A 16,095-nucleotide genomic window follows, 5' to 3' on the forward strand; every position below is an offset into this window, starting at 1 on the left:
GACCATACGGAACTGGGCTGATCGAGCGGTTCGGTGCGGGCGGGCGGGCGGCCCGTCGGCATGTCTGCGGTGGGCGGCCCCACCCCGTGTGGCAGCGTCGCCCATCAAACCGGTGAACTCCGGGGCCCGGGGCGAGCCGACCGATTCCGCGAGAAGTCGAGAAGTGAAGGCTGCCCCACGATGCCCCCCACACCGCCCCCGGCGAACCCTTCCCCCGAACCCTCCGTCCCGGCGCGCCCGCCGTCGCCGCCCCCTGCGGGCAGCCGGCCCCGGCACGGGCTCGTGCTCGGGCTGGCCGCGGCGAGCGTCATGCCCGCCGTCGTGCTCGGCGGCCCCGCGGCCGCGTCCACCGCCCCGCAGCGCAACACGGCCGCCACCCCGGCCTCCGGCCTCACCTCCGCCTCCGTGCCGGGCTCCGTCGCCGCCGACCAGCGGCCCGCCTGCGGTGACCCGGGGGCCGTCGACTTCCCGATCGACACCCGTATCCACGGCGGTCCGGACACCTACGCCTCGGGCGGCGGGTACGGCACCTGGTTCCTGGACCTGACCAACACCACCGCCGAGCCCTGCCGCGCCATCCACCCGGTCCTGGTCCTCACCGACGAGGACCGCACACTGACCTCCGACCAGATCCAGCTGGAGTTCTCCGAACGCGCCCACCCCGGCGTCGAACACCGCGTCAGCTGGGAGACGACCGACCGCGACGAGCACATCGGCGTCTTCGGCGGCGAGGGCGACGACGCCTTCGCCGGCTTCACCGTGCCGGCCGGCCGGACCGTCACCGTCCAGGTCAGGCTGGCGTTCACCTCCGACACCAGCCCCGGCCGGATCACCGCGAACGCCGCGATCGTCCAGCGGCAGCGCGGCGAGGACAGCCGGGACGACGGCGGCACCGCGAGCAGGAGTCTCGACGGGGAGTGGGTCGGTGAGTCCGAGGACTACCCGTTCACCGTGGTCGAGGACGACGGCAGCGGGACCGGGGCGGACGACGGCACGAGCGACCTGCCCGATGAGACCGGTGAGGTGGGCAGGGAGCAGGAGGGCGACGGCCGCGTCCCCGGCAGACCCGATTCCAACCCCACGACCGGAACCACCGGCACCCCGCGCCCGCTCGTGCCCGGCCGGGACCCGGCCGGAGTCCCGGAACTCGCCAGGACCGGGATCTCCGTACCGGTCCCGCTGTCCGCCCTCACCATCTCCGGCCTCCTGATCGGCGGCGGAGCCGTCGTCATCAGGGCCCGCAGGACGCGCCGCGCCCCACGCTGACCCGGTCAGGGCCTCTCACCGGCGGCTTCCGGCCGTCGGGTACCGCCGCGACCACCGGCGTTCACGTCCGTCTGCCACCATCGGTCCGTGGACTACCCGCACGACCAGACACCTGGCGCACCCATCCGCTCCGGCATCCCGGAGCACGGCCGCATCCCCAAGTACTACGCGGTCAAGGCCCATGTCTCCGCCCTCATCGACGAGCTGGGCGAGGGCGGCTCGCTGCCGCCGGAACGCGATCTCGCCGTGCGCTACGCGGTGTCGCGCGAGACCGTGCGCCAGGCGTTGCGCGAACTGCTCCTGGAAGGACGGCTGGCCCGGCAGGGCCGCGGCACGGTGGTCGCCGGACCCAAGCTGGAACAGCCGCTCTCCCTCGCGAGCTACACGGAGGGCGTCCGCCGTCAGGGCCGCACCCCGGGCCGCCGTCTCATCGGCCTGGAACGGTTCCCGTGCCCCGAGGCGCTCGCCCCCGAGATCGGGACGGAGCGCGGGGAGCCGGTCTGGCACCTGGAGCGGGTGCTGCTCGCCGATGACGACCGGGTCGGCCTGGAGAGCACGTACGTCAGCGTCGCCCGGGTACCGGACCTGGAGGAGAAGTTCGACCCGGACTCCTCGTTCTACGCCTATCTGCACGACCGGCTCGGGATCTCCTTCGGTGACGCGGACGAGCGGATCGAGACCGTGCTCGCCACCCCGCGCGAGGCGCTGCTCATCGGGACTCCGCCCGCCCTGCCCATGCTGCTGATCCACCGGATCTCCCGGGACGCGGGCGGACAGCCGCTGGAGCGCGTGCGGACGCTGTTCCGCGGCGACCGGTTCTCCTTCACCGCCCACCTCAGCGGACGCGGCTGAGCGGTCGGGCCCACCCGCCTGCTCCACGGGAGCGGGCGGGACACCTGCCGCCCATGCATACCGCTCTCATGCATACCGTCCTGCGCGGACCCACATCACGCATCACGAGAAGGTAACGGGTCTGGGCCAAACTTGAGGTCCGGTTCACCCTCCCGTTGCCCTCCCGATCCTTCCGGGCCACTCGCGCCGAGGAGCGTGGCCGTCGTGAGAGTCATCGTCGTAGGAGCCGGCGTGGTGGGAACCATGCACGCCTGGCACGCAGTGAACCGCGGCCACGAGGTCGTACAGATCGAGCGCGAGAGCGAGGCACGCGGGGCATCGCTCCGCAATTTCGGACAGATATGGGTCAGCGGCCGGGCCGGCGGTGAGGAGCTGGAGACCGCGCTCCGCGCCCGTGAGCTGTGGCAGTCCATCGGCGAGCGGGTGCCGGGTCTCGGCTTCCGGGCCTGCGGCTCGCTCACCCCGGTGCGCACCGCGAGGGAGAGCGCCGTCGCCGAAGCGGCCGTCGCCCGCCCCGACGCGGCGGCCCGTGGCTACAAGCTGCTCACCGCAGGCGAGGCCCGCGCGGTCAACCCCGCCCTGCGGGGCGACTTCGCCGCCGCCCTGTGGTGCGAGCGGGACGCGGCCGTCGAACCGCGCACTGCCCAACTCGCCCTGAAGCAGAAGCTGCTGGCCTCCGGTCGGTACACCTACCTCGGCGGCCGAGAGGTGCGTGAGGTCGTCGGTACGGCGTCCGTCCGCGACGACCACGGCGATGTGCACACCGGCGACGCCGTCGTCCTCGCCACCGGCGCCTGGCTCGGCGGCCTCGTCCGCGAACTGGCCGGCCCCGACCTCCCCGTGCGACGCGTCCGCCTCCAGATGATGCAGACCGACCCGCTCGGAGAGCCGCTCACCACCTCCGTCGCCGACGCCGACAGCTTCCGCTACTACCCCGCCTACCGCGGCGAGGCGCTCGACGCCCTCAACGCCGGACAGGCCCAGGCCCCCACCGCCGCCGAGCACCGGATGCAACTCCTGATGGTGCAGCGCCGCGACGGCGGACTGACCATCGGCGACACCCACGAGTACGAGCACCCCTTCTCCTTCGACACCGTCGAGGAGCCCTACGAACACCTCGCCGCGGTCGTCGAGTCCTTCCTCGGGCGCCCGCTGCCGAGAATCCGCCACCGCTGGGCCGGGGTCTACGCCCAGTGCACCGACGCCGGCCGAGTCGTCCTCCGCCGGCAGGTGCGGGACGGCGTCTGGCTCGTCACCGGGCCCGGGGGGCGCGGCATGACCTGCTCGCCCGCCATCGCCGAAACGACCGCCAACGAACTGGGCTGGTGAAGATGGAGAACCACGACCCGTCGACCCGACACGACAAGCTGAATCTGATCGTCCTCGACATGGCCGGCACCACCGTCGCCGACGGCGGCCTCGTCGAGCAGGCCTTCGCCGCCGCGGCCGCACGCCTCGGTGTGGAGCCCGGCTCCGCCGGCCATGCGGAGAAACTCGCCTACGTACGCGCCACCATGGGCGAATCCAAGATCACCGTCTTCCGCCACCTGTTCGGCGAGGAGACCCTGGCCCAGCGGGCCAACGCCGCCTTCGAGGAGGCGTACGGCGAACTCGTCGACGGCGGCCGCATCGCCCCCGTCCCCGGCGCCCGCGAGGCCGTCGAACAGCTCACGTCCGAGGGACGCACCGTGGTCCTGTCCACCGGCTTCGCCCGCACCACCCAGGACGCGATCCTCGCCGCACTCGGCTGGCAGGACCTCGTCGAGCTGACCCTCTGCCCCGCCGACGCGGGCGGCCGCGGCCGCCCCCACCCGGACATGGTCCTCACCGCGTTGCTGCGCACCGGCGCCGTGGACGGCGTCCAGCAGATCGTCGTCGCGGGCGACACCTCGTACGACATGCTGAGCGGCGTACGCGCCGGTGCCGGCATCGTCGCGGGCGTCCTCACCGGAGCCCACGGCAAGGACCTGCTGACCCGCAGTGGAGCCACCCACGTCCTCGGCTCCGTCGCCGAACTGCCCGGCCTGATCACGCGGGCCGAGGCATGACGAGCGGGGCCGGCGCCGCCCGCAGCGGCATCAAATTCGACCAGGTCAGCGTCGCCTACGGCGGCAACGTCGTCCTTGACCGGTTCGACCTCACCGTCGAACCCGGCGAAGTCATGGCCCTGCTCGGGCCCTCCGGCTCCGGCAAGACGACCGCCCTGCGCGCCGTCGCCGGATTCGTCCGGCCCGCCTCCGGGCGGGTGTACATCGGCGGCCGCGACGTCACCGCCCTGCCGCCGCACAAGCGCGGCATCGGCATGGTCGTCCAGCAGTACGCCCTCTTCCCGCACCTGCGGGTCCACGACAACGTCGCCTTCGGCCTGAAGGCGCAGAAGGCCGGCAAGGCCGGGATCCCGGGGCGGGTCGCCGAGGCGCTCGAACTCGTCGGCATGGGCACGTACGCCAAGCGCTACCCGCGCGAACTCTCCGGCGGCCAGCAACAGCGTGTCGCCATCGCCCGCGCCCTCGCCATCCGCCCCGGCGTCCTCCTGCTCGACGAACCGCTCTCCGCGCTCGACGCCCGGCTGCGCTCCGGAATGCTCACCGAACTGGCCCGGCTGCACCGTGAGTTGCCGGACGTCTCCATCCTGTACGTCACCCACGACCAGGTCGAAGCACTGACCCTCGCCGACCGGATCGCCGTCATGGACAAGGCCCGCCTGCAGGACTGCGACACCCCCCACGAGCTGTACCGCCGTCCCCGCACGGAGTTCACCGCCTCGTTCGTCGGCAACGCGAACCTGCTGCCGGTCACCGTCGCCGAGCCCGCCGACACGGTGGACTTCGCCGGCCACGCCCTGTCCGTGCCCACCGGCGAGGTGGCCGGCGGCGTCACCGCCACCCTCTGCGTCCGCCCGCACCTGGTCGGGCTCGGGGACGGGCCCAACGCACTGGCCGGGACCATCACCGAAGTCCAGTGGCGCGGCTCCACGCACCGGCTGTATGCCGACGTCGACGGGCACCGGATCAAGGCGGACCTGCGCGAACTGCGGGAGACGCCCGCGCTGGGGGACAGGGTGACGCTGCACTTCGCGGCCCAGGACGCGGTGCTGCTGCCCGCGGGAGCGGCGGTCTCCCATGGCTAGCGTCGTGACCGGGGGAGACGTGCGCCGGGCCGGATCCGCGGACAGTCCCGTATCCGTGCCCAGGGCGGCCTGGCGGGGGCCGGCCCGGGCGCTGCCGCCCGTGGCCGTGCTCGCGGTCGTGTTCCTCTATCCCCTCCTCCTCGTCGTCCGGCAGTCCTTCAGCCCCGACGAGGGCGGTACCTCGCTCGCGCCGTACGCCGACGTCTTCGCCTCCGCGTCGTTCCGGTCCGCGCTCATCACCACCGTGTGGCTCGCCGCCGGTTCGACCGTGGGATGCCTCGTCCTCGGGTTCGTCCTCGCCCTGGTCATCGCCTTCGTCCCGTTCCCCGGCGCCAGGGCCGTCGCCCGGTTCGCCGACGTCTTCCTCTCCTTCCCCTCCTTCCTGATCACGCTCGCCCTGCTGTTCATCTACGGCAACGCGGGTATGGCCAACGGCGTCTGGACCGGTGTCACCGGAGTCGCAGACGGGCCCTTCCACTTCCTCACCACGCCCTGGGGCGTACTCCTCGCCGAGATCACCTACTTCACCCCGTTCGTGATGCGCCCCCTGCTCGCCGCGTTCTCCCAGCTCGACACCGCACAGCTGGAGGTGGCCTCCTCACTCGGCGCCGGACCGGCCCGGATCGTGCGGCAGGTGATCCTCCCCGAGGTGCTGCCGGCACTCCTCGCGGGCGGCAGCCTCGTCCTCGTGATGTGCCTCAACGAGTTCGGCATCGTGCTGTTCACCGGGGCGAAAGGGGTCACCACGCTGCCGATGCTCGTCTACAGCAAGGCGATCCTGGAGTCCGACTACCCGGCTGCCTGTGTCGTAGCCGTCGTCAACATCGCGATCTCCGTGGGTCTCTACGGCCTGTACCGGGCGGTGAGCCGCCGTGCTGGTGCATAGCCGCACCGGGAGGTGGGCCATCTGGGCCGTCTTCCTGCTGCTCTTCGTCCCGCTGTTCGCCCTGCCGCTGCTGGTCGTCCTCGCTGCCTCGTTCGCCACGAACTGGTCCGGCGCCTTCCCCTCCGGACCGACCCTCGACCACTACGACGCGGCCACCGCAGGCGACTCCCTCCAGGCCCTCACCACCAGCCTGGTCACCGCAGTCACCGCCAGTCTGGCCGCCCTCGTCATCGGCACCTGGGCCGCGCTCGCCGCCGCCTCGCTGGGGCGCCGCGGCAAACGGCTCCTCGACGCGCTGTTCATGCTGCCGGTCGCCGTGCCGTCCGTCGTCGTCGGACTCGCCGTACTCGTCGCGTTCAGCCAGCCGCCGGTGCTGCTCAACGGGACGCGCTGGATCGTGATCCTCGCGCACACCGTTCTTGTCACGGCGTTCGCCTACTCGTCGGTTTCGGCCGCGACAGTACGTCTTGACCCGATGTACGAACAAGCGGCCGCCAGCCTCGGCGCCCGGCCCGCGTACGTGCTGTGGCGCGTCAGGCTGCCTCTCCTGCTGCCGTCCCTCACGGCGGCGGCAGGGCTCTGCTTCGCCCTGTCGATGGGCGAGTTGAGCGCCACGATGATGCTCTACCCGCCGGACTGGACACCCCTTCCGGTACAGATCTTCGCGGCCACCGACCGCGGTTCGCTCTTCACCGGAGCGGCCGTCGCGGTGGTCCTGATGGCGGCGACGCTGCTCGTGCTGTTCGCGGTCTCCCGCATCCGCACCAGGGCCTCCTACCGCTGACCTCCCCCGCAATGACACGTCTTCCAGGAGATACGACTGCCATGCGCAAGAACCACCTCAAGCCCATAGCCGCCGTCACCGGCGCGCTCGCCCTCGCCACCACCCTCACCGCCTGCGGCGGCTCGTCGGCCGCGTCCGACGAGAAGGTCGTCACCGTCTACAGCGCCGACGGCCTCAAGGGCGAGAACGGCGACGGCTGGTACGACAAGGTCTTCGAGGACTTCGAGAAGAAGACCGGCATCAGGGTCGAGTACGTGGAAGGCGGCTCCGGCGAGATGGTGCAGCGCGCCGTCCGCGAGAAGTCCAACACCCAGGCCGATGTGCTGGTCACCCTCCCGCCGTTCATCCAGCAGGCCGACTCCAAGGGACTCCTCCAGACGTACGAGCCGGCCGGCTCCGACCAGGTGGAGAGCGCCGGCAAGGCACCCGACGGGAAGTGGACCTCGGTCGTCAACAACTACTTCGGCTTCGTCTACAACAAGAAGGAGCTGAGCACGCCGCCCGCCACCTGGGAGGAGCTCCTCGACGGGAAGTACGACGAGAAGATCCAGTACTCCACCCCGGGCGTCGCAGGTGACGGCACGGCCGTGCTCATCAAGGCCGTGCACGACTTCGGCGGCAAGGAGCCGGCGATGGCGTACCTGAAGAAGCTCCAGGCCAACAACGTCGGCCCGTCCGCCTCCACCGGCAAGCTCGCCCCCAAGGTCGACAAGGGCGAACTCCTCGCCGCCAACGGCGACGTCCAGATGAACTACGCCCAGTCCAAGGACATGCCGAACCTCGGCATCTGGTTCCCCGCCAGGTCCGGCGGCAAGCCCACCACCTTCGCGCTGCCGTACGCCGCCGGGCTGGTGAGCAAGGCCCCGCACAGCGCCAACGGCAAGAAGCTGCTCGACTTCATGCTCGCCGAGCAGGCCCAGAAGGACGTCAGTGCGGTCGGCGGCGGATTCGCCGCCCGCAAGGACATCGAGGCGACAGACGCCAACGCCGCCGCCCTGGTGAAGCTGATGACCGGCGTCGAGGTCTTCGAGCCGGACTGGTCGGACATCGGGACCAGCCTGGACACGTACGTGGACGCCTGGAAGGCGGCCACGGGAAGCTGACTCCGCGCGTGCGTAACGAATGGGTAACGGGTACGGGCCGTAGGGTGCGGCGGCCCCTTTCGCGTGATCAGGCAGTACCTTCCGGTCGAACGGACAGCCTAAAATCGGGTACGTCGGCGCTGCACAACGCGGTGCCGCCGGCGTCCCCGCACCTGGCGTACGGCAACTGGAGTCCCACATGGCAGAGCGCAAGCCGATCTCGTCCTGGCTCACCGACATGGACGGAGTCCTCATTCACGAGGGGACGCCGATCCCCGGCGCCGATGCCTTCATCAAGCGGCTGCGGGAGTCGGGGCTGCCCTTCCTGGTCCTCACGAACAACTCGATCTACACCGCGCGCGACCTCCATGCCCGGCTGAAGCGCATGGGCCTCGACGTCCCCGTCGAGAACATCTGGACCTCCGCCCTCGCCACCGCCCAGTTCCTGGACGACCAGCGGCCCGGCGGCACGGCGTACGTCATCGGCGAGGCGGGGCTCACCACCGCGCTCCACGACATCGGCTACGTCCTCACCGACCACGAGCCCGACTACGTGGTCCTCGGCGAGACACGGACGTACTCCTTCGAGGCGCTCACCAAGGCGATCCGGCTGATCAACGGCGGCGCCCGCTTCATCTGCACCAACCCGGACGAGACCGGCCCGTCCGCCGAGGGCCCGCTGCCCGCGACGGGTTCCGTCGCCGCCCTCATCACCAAGGCGACCGGCAAGGCCCCGTACTTCGCGGGCAAGCCCAACCCGCTGATGATGCGCACCGGGCTCAACGCGATCGGCGCCCACTCGGAGTCCAGCGCCATGATCGGTGACCGGATGGACACCGACGTGCTGGCCGGTCTGGAGGCGGGCATGCAGACCTTCCTGGTGCTGACCGGGCTCACCACGGTGGCGGACATCGACAAGTACCCGTTCCGGCCGTCCACGGTCGTCGACTCCATCGCCGACCTGGTCGGACTGGTCGAGCCGGCCGAGGCGACCGAGGCGGGCTGACCCGGTTCGGGGCGGGGGAGCGGGCCGGTGTGGCCGCGCCCCCGCACTCCACCGGCCCAGCGTCCGGCCCCCTGCGGATGCGGAAAGCCGCGGCGCGCGTGAACCTGCCATAAGGAGGTTCACGATGCGTTCAATACCCCTCACGTTCTGTGCCGCCGCGGTGGTCGCGGCGACCCTGATCCCCGCTTCCGCCGCACTGGCCGATTCCGAATCCGACCACGAGGACTCACGGTCCCGGGTCACGCTCACCGTCTCCCCTTCCTCCGCCCCCCCGGGCGGCGAGGTCGACCTGGAGGTCGACGGCTGCAAGGGCAAGGAGGCCAAGGGGAGCTCCGACGCCTTCGTCTCCGAGGCGCGCTTCTCGCCCGGTGACGACCGGACGCTCTTCGCGGAGGCCCGGGTCCGGTCCGACGCCGAACCCGGCGACTACGACGTCCAGGTGGTCTGCAAGGGCGACAAGCACGCCAAGGCGTCCACCGTCCTGACCGTCGTCCACCGCAGCCGGCCCATGCCCGTCGCCCCGGTCCGTGCGGGTGGCGGAGGCACCGCGGTGCTCGCCGACCAGGCCGCCCAGCAGGAAGGCCCCGGCACCGTTCACGCGGTGGTGGGCCTCGCTCTGGCCGCCGTCGCGGCCGTCGCCGTAGCCTTCCGCAGCGTGCGACGCCGCCGCCCGGCCGCCGACTGACGTGTCCGCCTCGGACCGCCCGGCAGGGCACGGCAGGCTGCTCACCGGAGTGGCCTGGGCCGTGCTGCTGCTGGGCCTGTGGCTCTGGGGCCGCGGTATCACCGGCGGCTCCGGCGCCAGTTCCGCCCCGACCACCGGCGACGTCGCCGCGGTCGGGCGACCCCTCGGCGTGCCACTGCCCCCGGCCCACGACCCGATCGAGGGGGTCGCGCCGCGGAGCGTCGAGGTCCCGTCGATCGGGATCCGTGCCCCCGTCGTCCCGCGGGGGCTGGACAAGGAGGGGGCGATCGAGCCGCCGTCCTTCGACACGCCCCAGACGGTCGGCTGGTACGGCAGCGGCACCGAGCCCGGTGCCAAGGGGCCGGCCCTCTTCGTCGGCCACGTCGACACCGAGACCAAGCCGGCCGTCTTCTACGGGCTCAGCGCGGCCCGCCCCGGCGCCAAGGTCGAGGTGACCCGGACCGACGGCACCGTCGCCGAGTTCACCATCGACGACGTCCAGGTCTTCACCCGTGAACGCTTCAACGCCCGGAAGGCGTACGGCCCCCGCAAGGACGGCCGGGCCGAACTCCGGCTGATCACCTGCGGCGGCACGTACGACCGCGCGTCGAAGTCGTACACGGCGAACGTCGTCGTCTCGGCCTATCTCACGGGCGAGAAGTCACGCGAGAAGGTGCAGGAGGAGGCGCGGGAGAACACTCAGGAGCAGGTGAGCGGGAAAGCCGGCGCACCGAACGGCGGCTGACCTCTTCGGTATCCGGCCCGGCCGGCTGCCCGGTTCTCCGGGCGCCGGCCGGGCCGTCCTCGACCGCGGGGCGCGGGCCGCGGGAGTGGCCCGGCGCGGACACGGGAGGTCGGTGGCGTCCGGGTCCGCCGCACGCCCCACTGTAGGGGCGCGAACTCCCGGCGCACAGCGCGTTTCTGACGTTACGTCGATAACCGGTCACCCTCCGCACGCGATCGGGCCGGGCAAAGTGTGGTGAACCCGGTGTAACGGCTCTTCGACGAAGTCGTGAGGGGCCGGGCCGGAGCCGGGCCCTGTGCCAGGATGGACGGCGATGCGGCAGCCCACAGCCGTCGCACCCGAGGGGGAGTGGATGTACGGCAGCCACAACGGCCGGTTCGGCATGCGGGGGGTGTGCGCGGCCGCGGCCGGCGCCGCGCTCCTGCTCGCGGGATGCAGCTCTTCCGGCGACGGCGACGGCGAAGGCGAAGGCTCGTCCGGGGGCACGGGGAAGAACCCGGCGGCCGTCGGGCAGCAGCCCAGGGGCAGCGATCCGTACTGGGTCAACCCCGACGGGAACGCCGCCCGGCAGGTTGCCCGCTACATTGAGGACGGCAACGAGAAGGACGCCGCCCTGATCCGCCGGATCGCGCGGCAGCCGGTCGGCGAGTGGGTCGGCCCGGACAGTCCGGAGGCCGAGACGAAGGGCTTCACGGAGGCGGCCGAGAAGGCCGGCCGGGAGGCGCTGCTGGTGCTGTACAACATCCCGCACCGCGACTGCGGGCAGTTCTCCAAGGGCGGTGCCGCCGACGGCGACGCGTACCGGGCCTGGCTGGAGGGTGTCGCCAAGGGCATCGGCGACCGGGGCGCGACCGTGATCCTGGAGCCGGACGCGGTGCTGCACCTGGTTGACGGGTGCACCCCGCAGGAGTTCCACGAGGAGCGCTACGACCTGCTCAGGGGTGCGGTGGAGCGGCTCAGGAAGGTGCCGGACACCCGTGTCTACCTGGACGCGGGCAACGCGGGCTGGCACACCCCGGACGCGCTGTTCCAGCCCCTGCAGCAGGCGGGCATCGGCGCGGCCGACGGGTTCGCGGTCAACGTCTCCAACTTCCAGACCACCGCGGTCAGCCGGGAGTTCGGCAAGCAGTTGTCGGCGAAGGTCGGCGACAAGCCGTTCGTGATCGACACCAGCCGCAACGGCAACGGCCCGTACACCGGCGGCGCCCCCGAGGAGACCTGGTGCAACCCGCCGGGACGGGCCCTCGGTGAGACACCGACGACGGACACGGGCGACGAGCTGGTCGACGCGTATCTCTGGATCAAGCGGCCGGGCGAGTCCGACGGCGACTGCCGGGGCGGCCCGAAGGCCGGCGCGTGGTGGCCCGCATACGCACTCGGGCTGGCCCGCGGCACCGCATAGGAGAGGTCCTGTCCGGTGCCGCGGGACGCGCCTACGGCACCTCCACCCACATCCCCTCGGACGGCGTGCCCCTGTCGTCGGTGACGAACAGCATGTACCAGCCCGACGGCACCAGGGCCCGGTTCTCCGGCACCGTCACCGAGATCCCGCCGTCCGTCCGCTTCAGGCCCAGGGCCACCGAGCGCTGGTCGGTGTCCGTGACATGGGTGACCGCGCTCGGCCGCATCAGCTTCGCCGACCTGACGGACGAGGCCCGGTTGGCCGTGAACACCGCCGTGCCGCCGCGCTCGATCCTCTTCGGTCCGGCGGTGAGCTCCGGCCGTGAACCGCGGTACAGATAAGGCGGGGTGTAGATCTCGATGCGCTGCTCGAAGACGCCTGGCCGGGTGTTGGCCTTGTCGGAGTAGAGCGAGTCGGAGCCGAAGATCATGACCCGGCCGTCGGGCAGGAGCACGGACCCCGAGTGGTAGTTGCGGCCCACCGCGGGGTCGGCGACCCGCGTGTACGTGTCCGACTTTCCGTCGTACAGCCGGGCCTGGAGCACGTCGGACCCGCCGCGGCCGCGGTAGTCGTCCGAACCGCCGGTGACCAGCAGGGAGTCGTCGGGCAGCAGCGACGCGCTCGGGTAGCGGGTGCCCTCGTCGAGGGATGCGCCGTCCTTGAACTCCGGTTCGGCGTCCGACAGATCGACCAGCCGGGACTTCGCGCTGGACCTGTCGGACTCACCGACGCCGCCCCCGCCGATCACCATGAACCTCTCGTCCTGAGCCGGGGGCAGCCGCACGGTCGCCGAGGTCTCCATCTTGTCCGGGTCGCTCAGGCCGGGGATCCTGGTGAACCTGTTCGTCGCCAGGTCCCAGACGCCGGGGGCGCGGCCCACCGTGGCGGGGCCGTAGCCCGCGTTCGAGCCGGAGTAGAAGAGCTTGCCGTCGTTCAGCAGGAAGACCGCCGGATACGTGGGGAACTTCCGGACGATGCCGGTGTACTCCCACTTCCTGGTGGCCGGGTCGTAGATCTCGTCCTTGCCGGGGACGATCTGCCCGAGCTCGTCCAGGCCGGACAGAGCGAGGACCCTGCCGTCCTTCAGCGTGGTGAGCGTCGGGTACCAGCGGGCCTCGTTCATCGGGTCGACGGTGATGTACTTCTCCGCCACCGGGTCGAACTCGTAGGCTTCACGGATGCCCTGGAAGTCCTTCTTGTCGAGGGCCAGCTTCTGGGCGATCCCGTAGACGTTGCGGGTGTCGGAGCCGGACAGACCCGCTATGCGGTAGTTGTCCTCGGTGCCCGTCTCGTACTTCGCGCCGGACTGCCGCGCCTCGACGTAGATCCGGCCCAGCCCGGGGTCGTTGCGGAGGAAGGCGCCGGTGTTCCTGTCGAAGACCTTGGTCGCCTTCTCCACCAGCACGGGGTCCTTGGAGACGAAGGTCCTGCCGTTCTCCTTGCCGGTGAACCGGGTGCCCGCCGGCAGGGTGACCGGCTTGTCCGGGTCCTCGTTGTGCACGATCATCAGGCCGCCGGCCTTGGTGACGTCACCCTGGAGCTTCTCGTACCGCCTGGTACCGCCGGCTATGAGCAGTCTGCCGTCGGGCAGTTGGGTGTGACCGGCGCAGAACATGTCCTTGGGCGTCGGGATGTTCCGGTACGCGTCGGTCTCCGGGTCCCACAGCACCGACCGGAAGCTCTTCGCGTCGAAGTTCTTCTGGTTGTTGCCCGAGCCCGCGACGAGCAGCACCTTGCCGGTGTGCAGCAGCGCCGCGTGGATCGTGTTGATCCGGAACTCGGAGGGGACGTCCAGGAAGTCCCAGTGGCCGTTGGCCGCCTTGTACTCCGGCTGGTTGATCTTGTACGCGTGGTAGCGCTCGGTGCTGAAGCGGTACAGCCACGGCCCGTTCGCCCCCGCGAGCGCGAGAACCACCGCCGTACTGATCGCCATGCGGCGGGTACGGCGGCTCGGACGGTACTTCATGGTTTACGTCCCCCAAGGGCGATCTGCATGGTCTGTTCGTTGCCGGCCCAGTGGGGCTCGGTCTGCTGGGCGTGGGCCGGTGGCCCGCTCGCCGGCGGCGGGCCCGCACGCCGCTTCTTCCTCTCGGCGCGCACGGTGTACTGCCAGCCGAAGACCGGCGCCGCGGTGATCAGCAGGGCCAGCGCGGCCCAGGTGAGCATCGCCGGATGGCTGTGACCGAGGACGAAGGAGGCCGCGATGGAGCCGCCGAAGACGAGGATGAAGAAGAGGTGGATGCGGAAGGTCCCGAAGAGGGTGTCCGGGCTGGAGGAGTCACCCTTGGGCGTCACGACGAACGAGCTCTTGCGGCGCAGCACGGCGTCCATCAGCGAGCGTGCGTAGACCGGCGCGGAGAGCGCGGACATCATCATGCCGGCGAGACCACCGGAACCCTCGGGCTCGTGCGGCGAGACGTTGTGCCGGCGGTTCCAGATGTACAGGCCGATCTGGAGCGCCGAGGCGTTCCCGTACAGCATCATCCAGACGGTCGGGTCGATCTGCACACCCGAGGCGCCCATCCCCAGGAACAGCGCGCAACTGAGCGCCGCGAGGATCCAGTTCATGGCGGACATCGGGTAGAAGATGATCATCATCGTGTAGTTGAAGAGCTTGCCCACGGGCAGTGAGAAGAAGCCCTTCCAGTACTGCTTGAGGATCGTCTCGTACGTCCCGCGCGACCAGCGCAGCTGCTGGGTGAAGAAGTCCGTCCACGCGGTCGGGCCCTCGCCGACGGCCAGCACGTCCGGGGTGTAGACCGAGCGCCACTTGCGGCCGGTGTGCGGGTTGCGGGCGCGGTGCATCTCGAAGCCGGTCGCCATGTCCTCGGTGATCGAGTCGTACAGACCGCCGATCTGCTTGAGGGCCGAGATCCGCACCGCGTTGCTGGTGCCGACGAACATCGGGGCGCCGTAGCGGTTGCCCGCGCGCTGGATCAGCGCGTGGAAGAGGAACTGCTGCGACTCGGCGGCCTTGGTGACGAAGGTGTCGTAGTTGCCGTAGACCTGCGGGCCGATGACGAAGCCGACGTCCGGGTCGCGGAAGTAGCCGAGCATCCGCTCCAGGTAGTTGGGCATCGGGACGTGGTCGGTGTCGACCGAGGCGAAGAAGTCGTACGTGTCACCGTGGGCGTCGAGCCAGGCGTTGTAGTTGCCGTGCTTGGTCCTCGCCCGGTGCGGGCCCTTGGCCTGGTTCCAGTGCGCCACGCCCTTGCGGGAGAAGTGGTGCACGCCGAGCCGCAGGCAGACCTCCTTCACCGCCGGGTCGTCGCCCTCGTCGAGGAGCCAGACGTGCATCAGCCCGCGGTGGCGGATGCGGACGGCGGCCTCCAGGGTCTTCGTCACCATCTCCAGGGGCTCCTTGCCCGGAACGAAGGAGGTGAGGAAGGCGACCCGGGTACCGGTCTCCGGCACGACCGGGACCGGGTCGCGCGCCACCAGCGTGGCGTGCGCGTTGGAGAGGACGTTCAGGGTGCGGAAGAGCTCGATCAGACCGATCGAGACCAGCATCACGATGTCGAGGACCAACAGCGTGCCGTTTTTGAGGTTCGGGTCGCGCTGGGTCCAGTGCCCGGGCTGCATCAGCCAGGCGAAGAGTCCGAGCGAGACGAGCGGGGCGGCCCCCAGCAGGAGAGCCGCCCGGATCCGGTGGGGCTCCTGGGAGAGGAGCGAGCGGTACTTCACGGTGTACGGCCTGGCAGGGTCGGGCTGGGTCAGAGGCCCGGCGAGCCGGCTGTAGTGCTCGTAGTCGTACCGAGGCAGCGCCTTCTTCTGTCGCCGCCGCTGGCCCTCGGTCCCCAGCTGCGGGGGTATCCGAAGCTGTGTGGTCCGGGAAGGGTCGTGGTCCTGCCGGGCGCCTGGCGGCGTCGACGTCATGGGTCATCCCCCTGCACGCAGGCGGGGCTGCGTGGTCGGTCGGTCGTTTCGTCTGCCGCATGTCCCCCTGGACGCGACCGACGGTTCAGTGGCGGGTCACTTCCCTGAGACAGGCAAGGCCGTCCGTCCGGTTGCATGATGCCTGTTCGGCGTTTGCTTGTGCATGACGCCTTCCCCTCGCATCGAACACAACCGGAATAATCCCCTCCGTTTCCCCCCAACTATGGGTCTCACCGGCGTGGTTGGCGCCGATGGCCCTCAGACAGACTGGCCGACCCCGGCCGCGATCGCAAGGGTGAAAGGGGTTAGTACCCGCTCAAATGCGCGATTTGTGCGGCTCTTGTGGAGGGGTGGTGTGGAGGCGTATGAGGGGGTGCGCGG

General features: G+C 70.9%; 14 protein-coding genes. 12 read left to right on the forward strand and 2 right to left on the reverse strand.

Translation table 11 applies throughout. The features are described from left to right. Nucleotides 1-180 precede the first annotated feature (180 nt). From ACIOEW_RS00870 to ACIOEW_RS00925, 12 genes are all read left to right on the forward strand, one after another. Nucleotides 181-1,266, forward strand: a complete 1,086-nt coding sequence (locus ACIOEW_RS00870) for a hypothetical protein (RefSeq protein WP_401960204.1) — start codon at nt 181-183, stop codon at nt 1,264-1,266. Nucleotides 1,267-1,353: 87 nt separating this feature from the next. Then, on the forward strand, nt 1,354-2,118 hold the full coding sequence (locus tag ACIOEW_RS00875; protein ID WP_401960206.1) for a GntR family transcriptional regulator: 765 nt from the start codon (nt 1,354-1,356) through the stop codon (nt 2,116-2,118). 204 nt (nt 2,119-2,322) lie between these two features. After that, complete coding sequence (locus tag ACIOEW_RS00880; protein WP_401960207.1) at nt 2,323-3,447, forward strand: TIGR03364 family FAD-dependent oxidoreductase; 1,125 nt, start codon at nt 2,323-2,325, stop codon at nt 3,445-3,447. A gap of 2 nt (nt 3,448-3,449) precedes the next feature. After that, complete coding sequence (locus ACIOEW_RS00885; protein ID WP_401960209.1) at nt 3,450-4,166, forward strand: HAD family hydrolase; 717 nt, start codon at nt 3,450-3,452, stop codon at nt 4,164-4,166. Continuing rightward, a complete protein-coding gene (locus tag ACIOEW_RS00890; protein ID WP_401960211.1) occupies nt 4,163-5,248 on the forward strand; it encodes an ABC transporter ATP-binding protein in 1,086 nt (361 codons plus the stop codon). The genes ACIOEW_RS00885 and ACIOEW_RS00890 overlap by 4 nt, the downstream gene beginning before the upstream one ends. Then, entirely contained in the window at nt 5,241-6,134 is an 894-nt protein-coding gene (locus ACIOEW_RS00895) for a 2-aminoethylphosphonate ABC transporter permease subunit (protein WP_401960213.1), read from the forward strand. The genes ACIOEW_RS00890 and ACIOEW_RS00895 overlap by 8 nt, the downstream gene beginning before the upstream one ends. After that, a complete protein-coding gene (locus tag ACIOEW_RS00900) occupies nt 6,121-6,918 on the forward strand; it encodes an ABC transporter permease (protein WP_401960215.1) in 798 nt (265 codons plus the stop codon). The genes ACIOEW_RS00895 and ACIOEW_RS00900 overlap by 14 nt, the downstream gene beginning before the upstream one ends. Nucleotides 6,919-6,959: 41 nt before the next feature. Beyond that, the gene (locus ACIOEW_RS00905) at nt 6,960-8,021 is read left to right on the forward strand and encodes a 2-aminoethylphosphonate ABC transporter substrate-binding protein (RefSeq protein ID WP_401960217.1); all 1,062 of its coding nucleotides are present in this window, start codon (nt 6,960-6,962) and stop codon (nt 8,019-8,021) included. A 178-nt stretch (nt 8,022-8,199) separates the two neighbouring features. Then, the gene (locus ACIOEW_RS00910; RefSeq protein WP_362543139.1) at nt 8,200-9,006 is read left to right on the forward strand and encodes an HAD-IIA family hydrolase; all 807 of its coding nucleotides are present in this window, start codon (nt 8,200-8,202) and stop codon (nt 9,004-9,006) included. A gap of 124 nt (nt 9,007-9,130) precedes the next feature. Then, nucleotides 9,131-9,691, forward strand: coding sequence for a hypothetical protein (locus ACIOEW_RS00915; RefSeq protein WP_401960219.1), 561 nt, complete (start codon nt 9,131-9,133; stop codon nt 9,689-9,691). 1 nt (nt 9,692) lies between these two features. Beyond that, nucleotides 9,693-10,436, forward strand: coding sequence for a class F sortase (locus ACIOEW_RS00920; RefSeq protein WP_362543133.1), 744 nt, complete (start codon nt 9,693-9,695; stop codon nt 10,434-10,436). A gap of 352 nt (nt 10,437-10,788) precedes the next feature. After that, entirely contained in the window at nt 10,789-11,838 is a 1,050-nt protein-coding gene (locus tag ACIOEW_RS00925) for a glycoside hydrolase family 6 protein (RefSeq protein WP_401961477.1), read from the forward strand. 31 nt (nt 11,839-11,869) lie between these two features. Here the strand turns inward: ACIOEW_RS00925 and ACIOEW_RS00930 are convergent, their stop codons facing one another. After that, nucleotides 11,870-13,804 (reverse strand): galactose oxidase-like domain-containing protein, encoded by a 1,935-nt coding sequence (locus tag ACIOEW_RS00930; protein ID WP_401960221.1) that lies wholly within the window; start codon nt 13,802-13,804, stop codon nt 11,870-11,872. Further along, the gene (locus ACIOEW_RS00935; RefSeq protein WP_401960222.1) at nt 13,801-15,714 is read right to left on the reverse strand and encodes a glycosyltransferase; all 1,914 of its coding nucleotides are present in this window, start codon (nt 15,712-15,714) and stop codon (nt 13,801-13,803) included. Before ACIOEW_RS00935 ends, ACIOEW_RS00930 begins: the two co-directional genes overlap by 4 nt. Nucleotides 15,715-16,095 lie beyond the last annotated feature (381 nt).

Source organism: Streptomyces sp. NPDC087901 (assembly GCF_044742205.1).
Classification (GTDB): Bacteria; Actinomycetota; Actinomycetes; order Streptomycetales; family Streptomycetaceae; genus Streptomyces.

Excerpts from the sequence above, each read along its gene's own strand:
- ACIOEW_RS00895 (WP_401960213.1), top strand. The coding sequence starts at position 5,241 with ATGGCTAGCGTCGTGACCGGGGGAGACGTGCGCCGGGCCGGATCCGCG.
- ACIOEW_RS00930 (WP_401960221.1), bottom strand. The coding sequence starts at position 13,804 with ATGAAGTACCGTCCGAGCCGCCGTACCCGCCGCATGGCGATCAGTACG.
- ACIOEW_RS00910 (WP_362543139.1), top strand. The coding sequence starts at position 8,200 with ATGGCAGAGCGCAAGCCGATCTCGTCCTGGCTCACCGACATGGACGGA.
- ACIOEW_RS00925 (WP_401961477.1), top strand. The coding sequence starts at position 10,789 with ATGTACGGCAGCCACAACGGCCGGTTCGGCATGCGGGGGGTGTGCGCG.
- ACIOEW_RS00915 (WP_401960219.1), top strand. The coding sequence starts at position 9,131 with ATGCGTTCAATACCCCTCACGTTCTGTGCCGCCGCGGTGGTCGCGGCG.
- ACIOEW_RS00890 (WP_401960211.1), top strand. The coding sequence starts at position 4,163 with ATGACGAGCGGGGCCGGCGCCGCCCGCAGCGGCATCAAATTCGACCAG.
- ACIOEW_RS00870 (WP_401960204.1), top strand. The coding sequence starts at position 181 with ATGCCCCCCACACCGCCCCCGGCGAACCCTTCCCCCGAACCCTCCGTC.
- ACIOEW_RS00935 (WP_401960222.1), bottom strand. The coding sequence starts at position 15,714 with ATGACGTCGACGCCGCCAGGCGCCCGGCAGGACCACGACCCTTCCCGG.
- ACIOEW_RS00905 (WP_401960217.1), top strand. The coding sequence starts at position 6,960 with ATGCGCAAGAACCACCTCAAGCCCATAGCCGCCGTCACCGGCGCGCTC.
- ACIOEW_RS00885 (WP_401960209.1), top strand. The coding sequence starts at position 3,450 with ATGGAGAACCACGACCCGTCGACCCGACACGACAAGCTGAATCTGATC.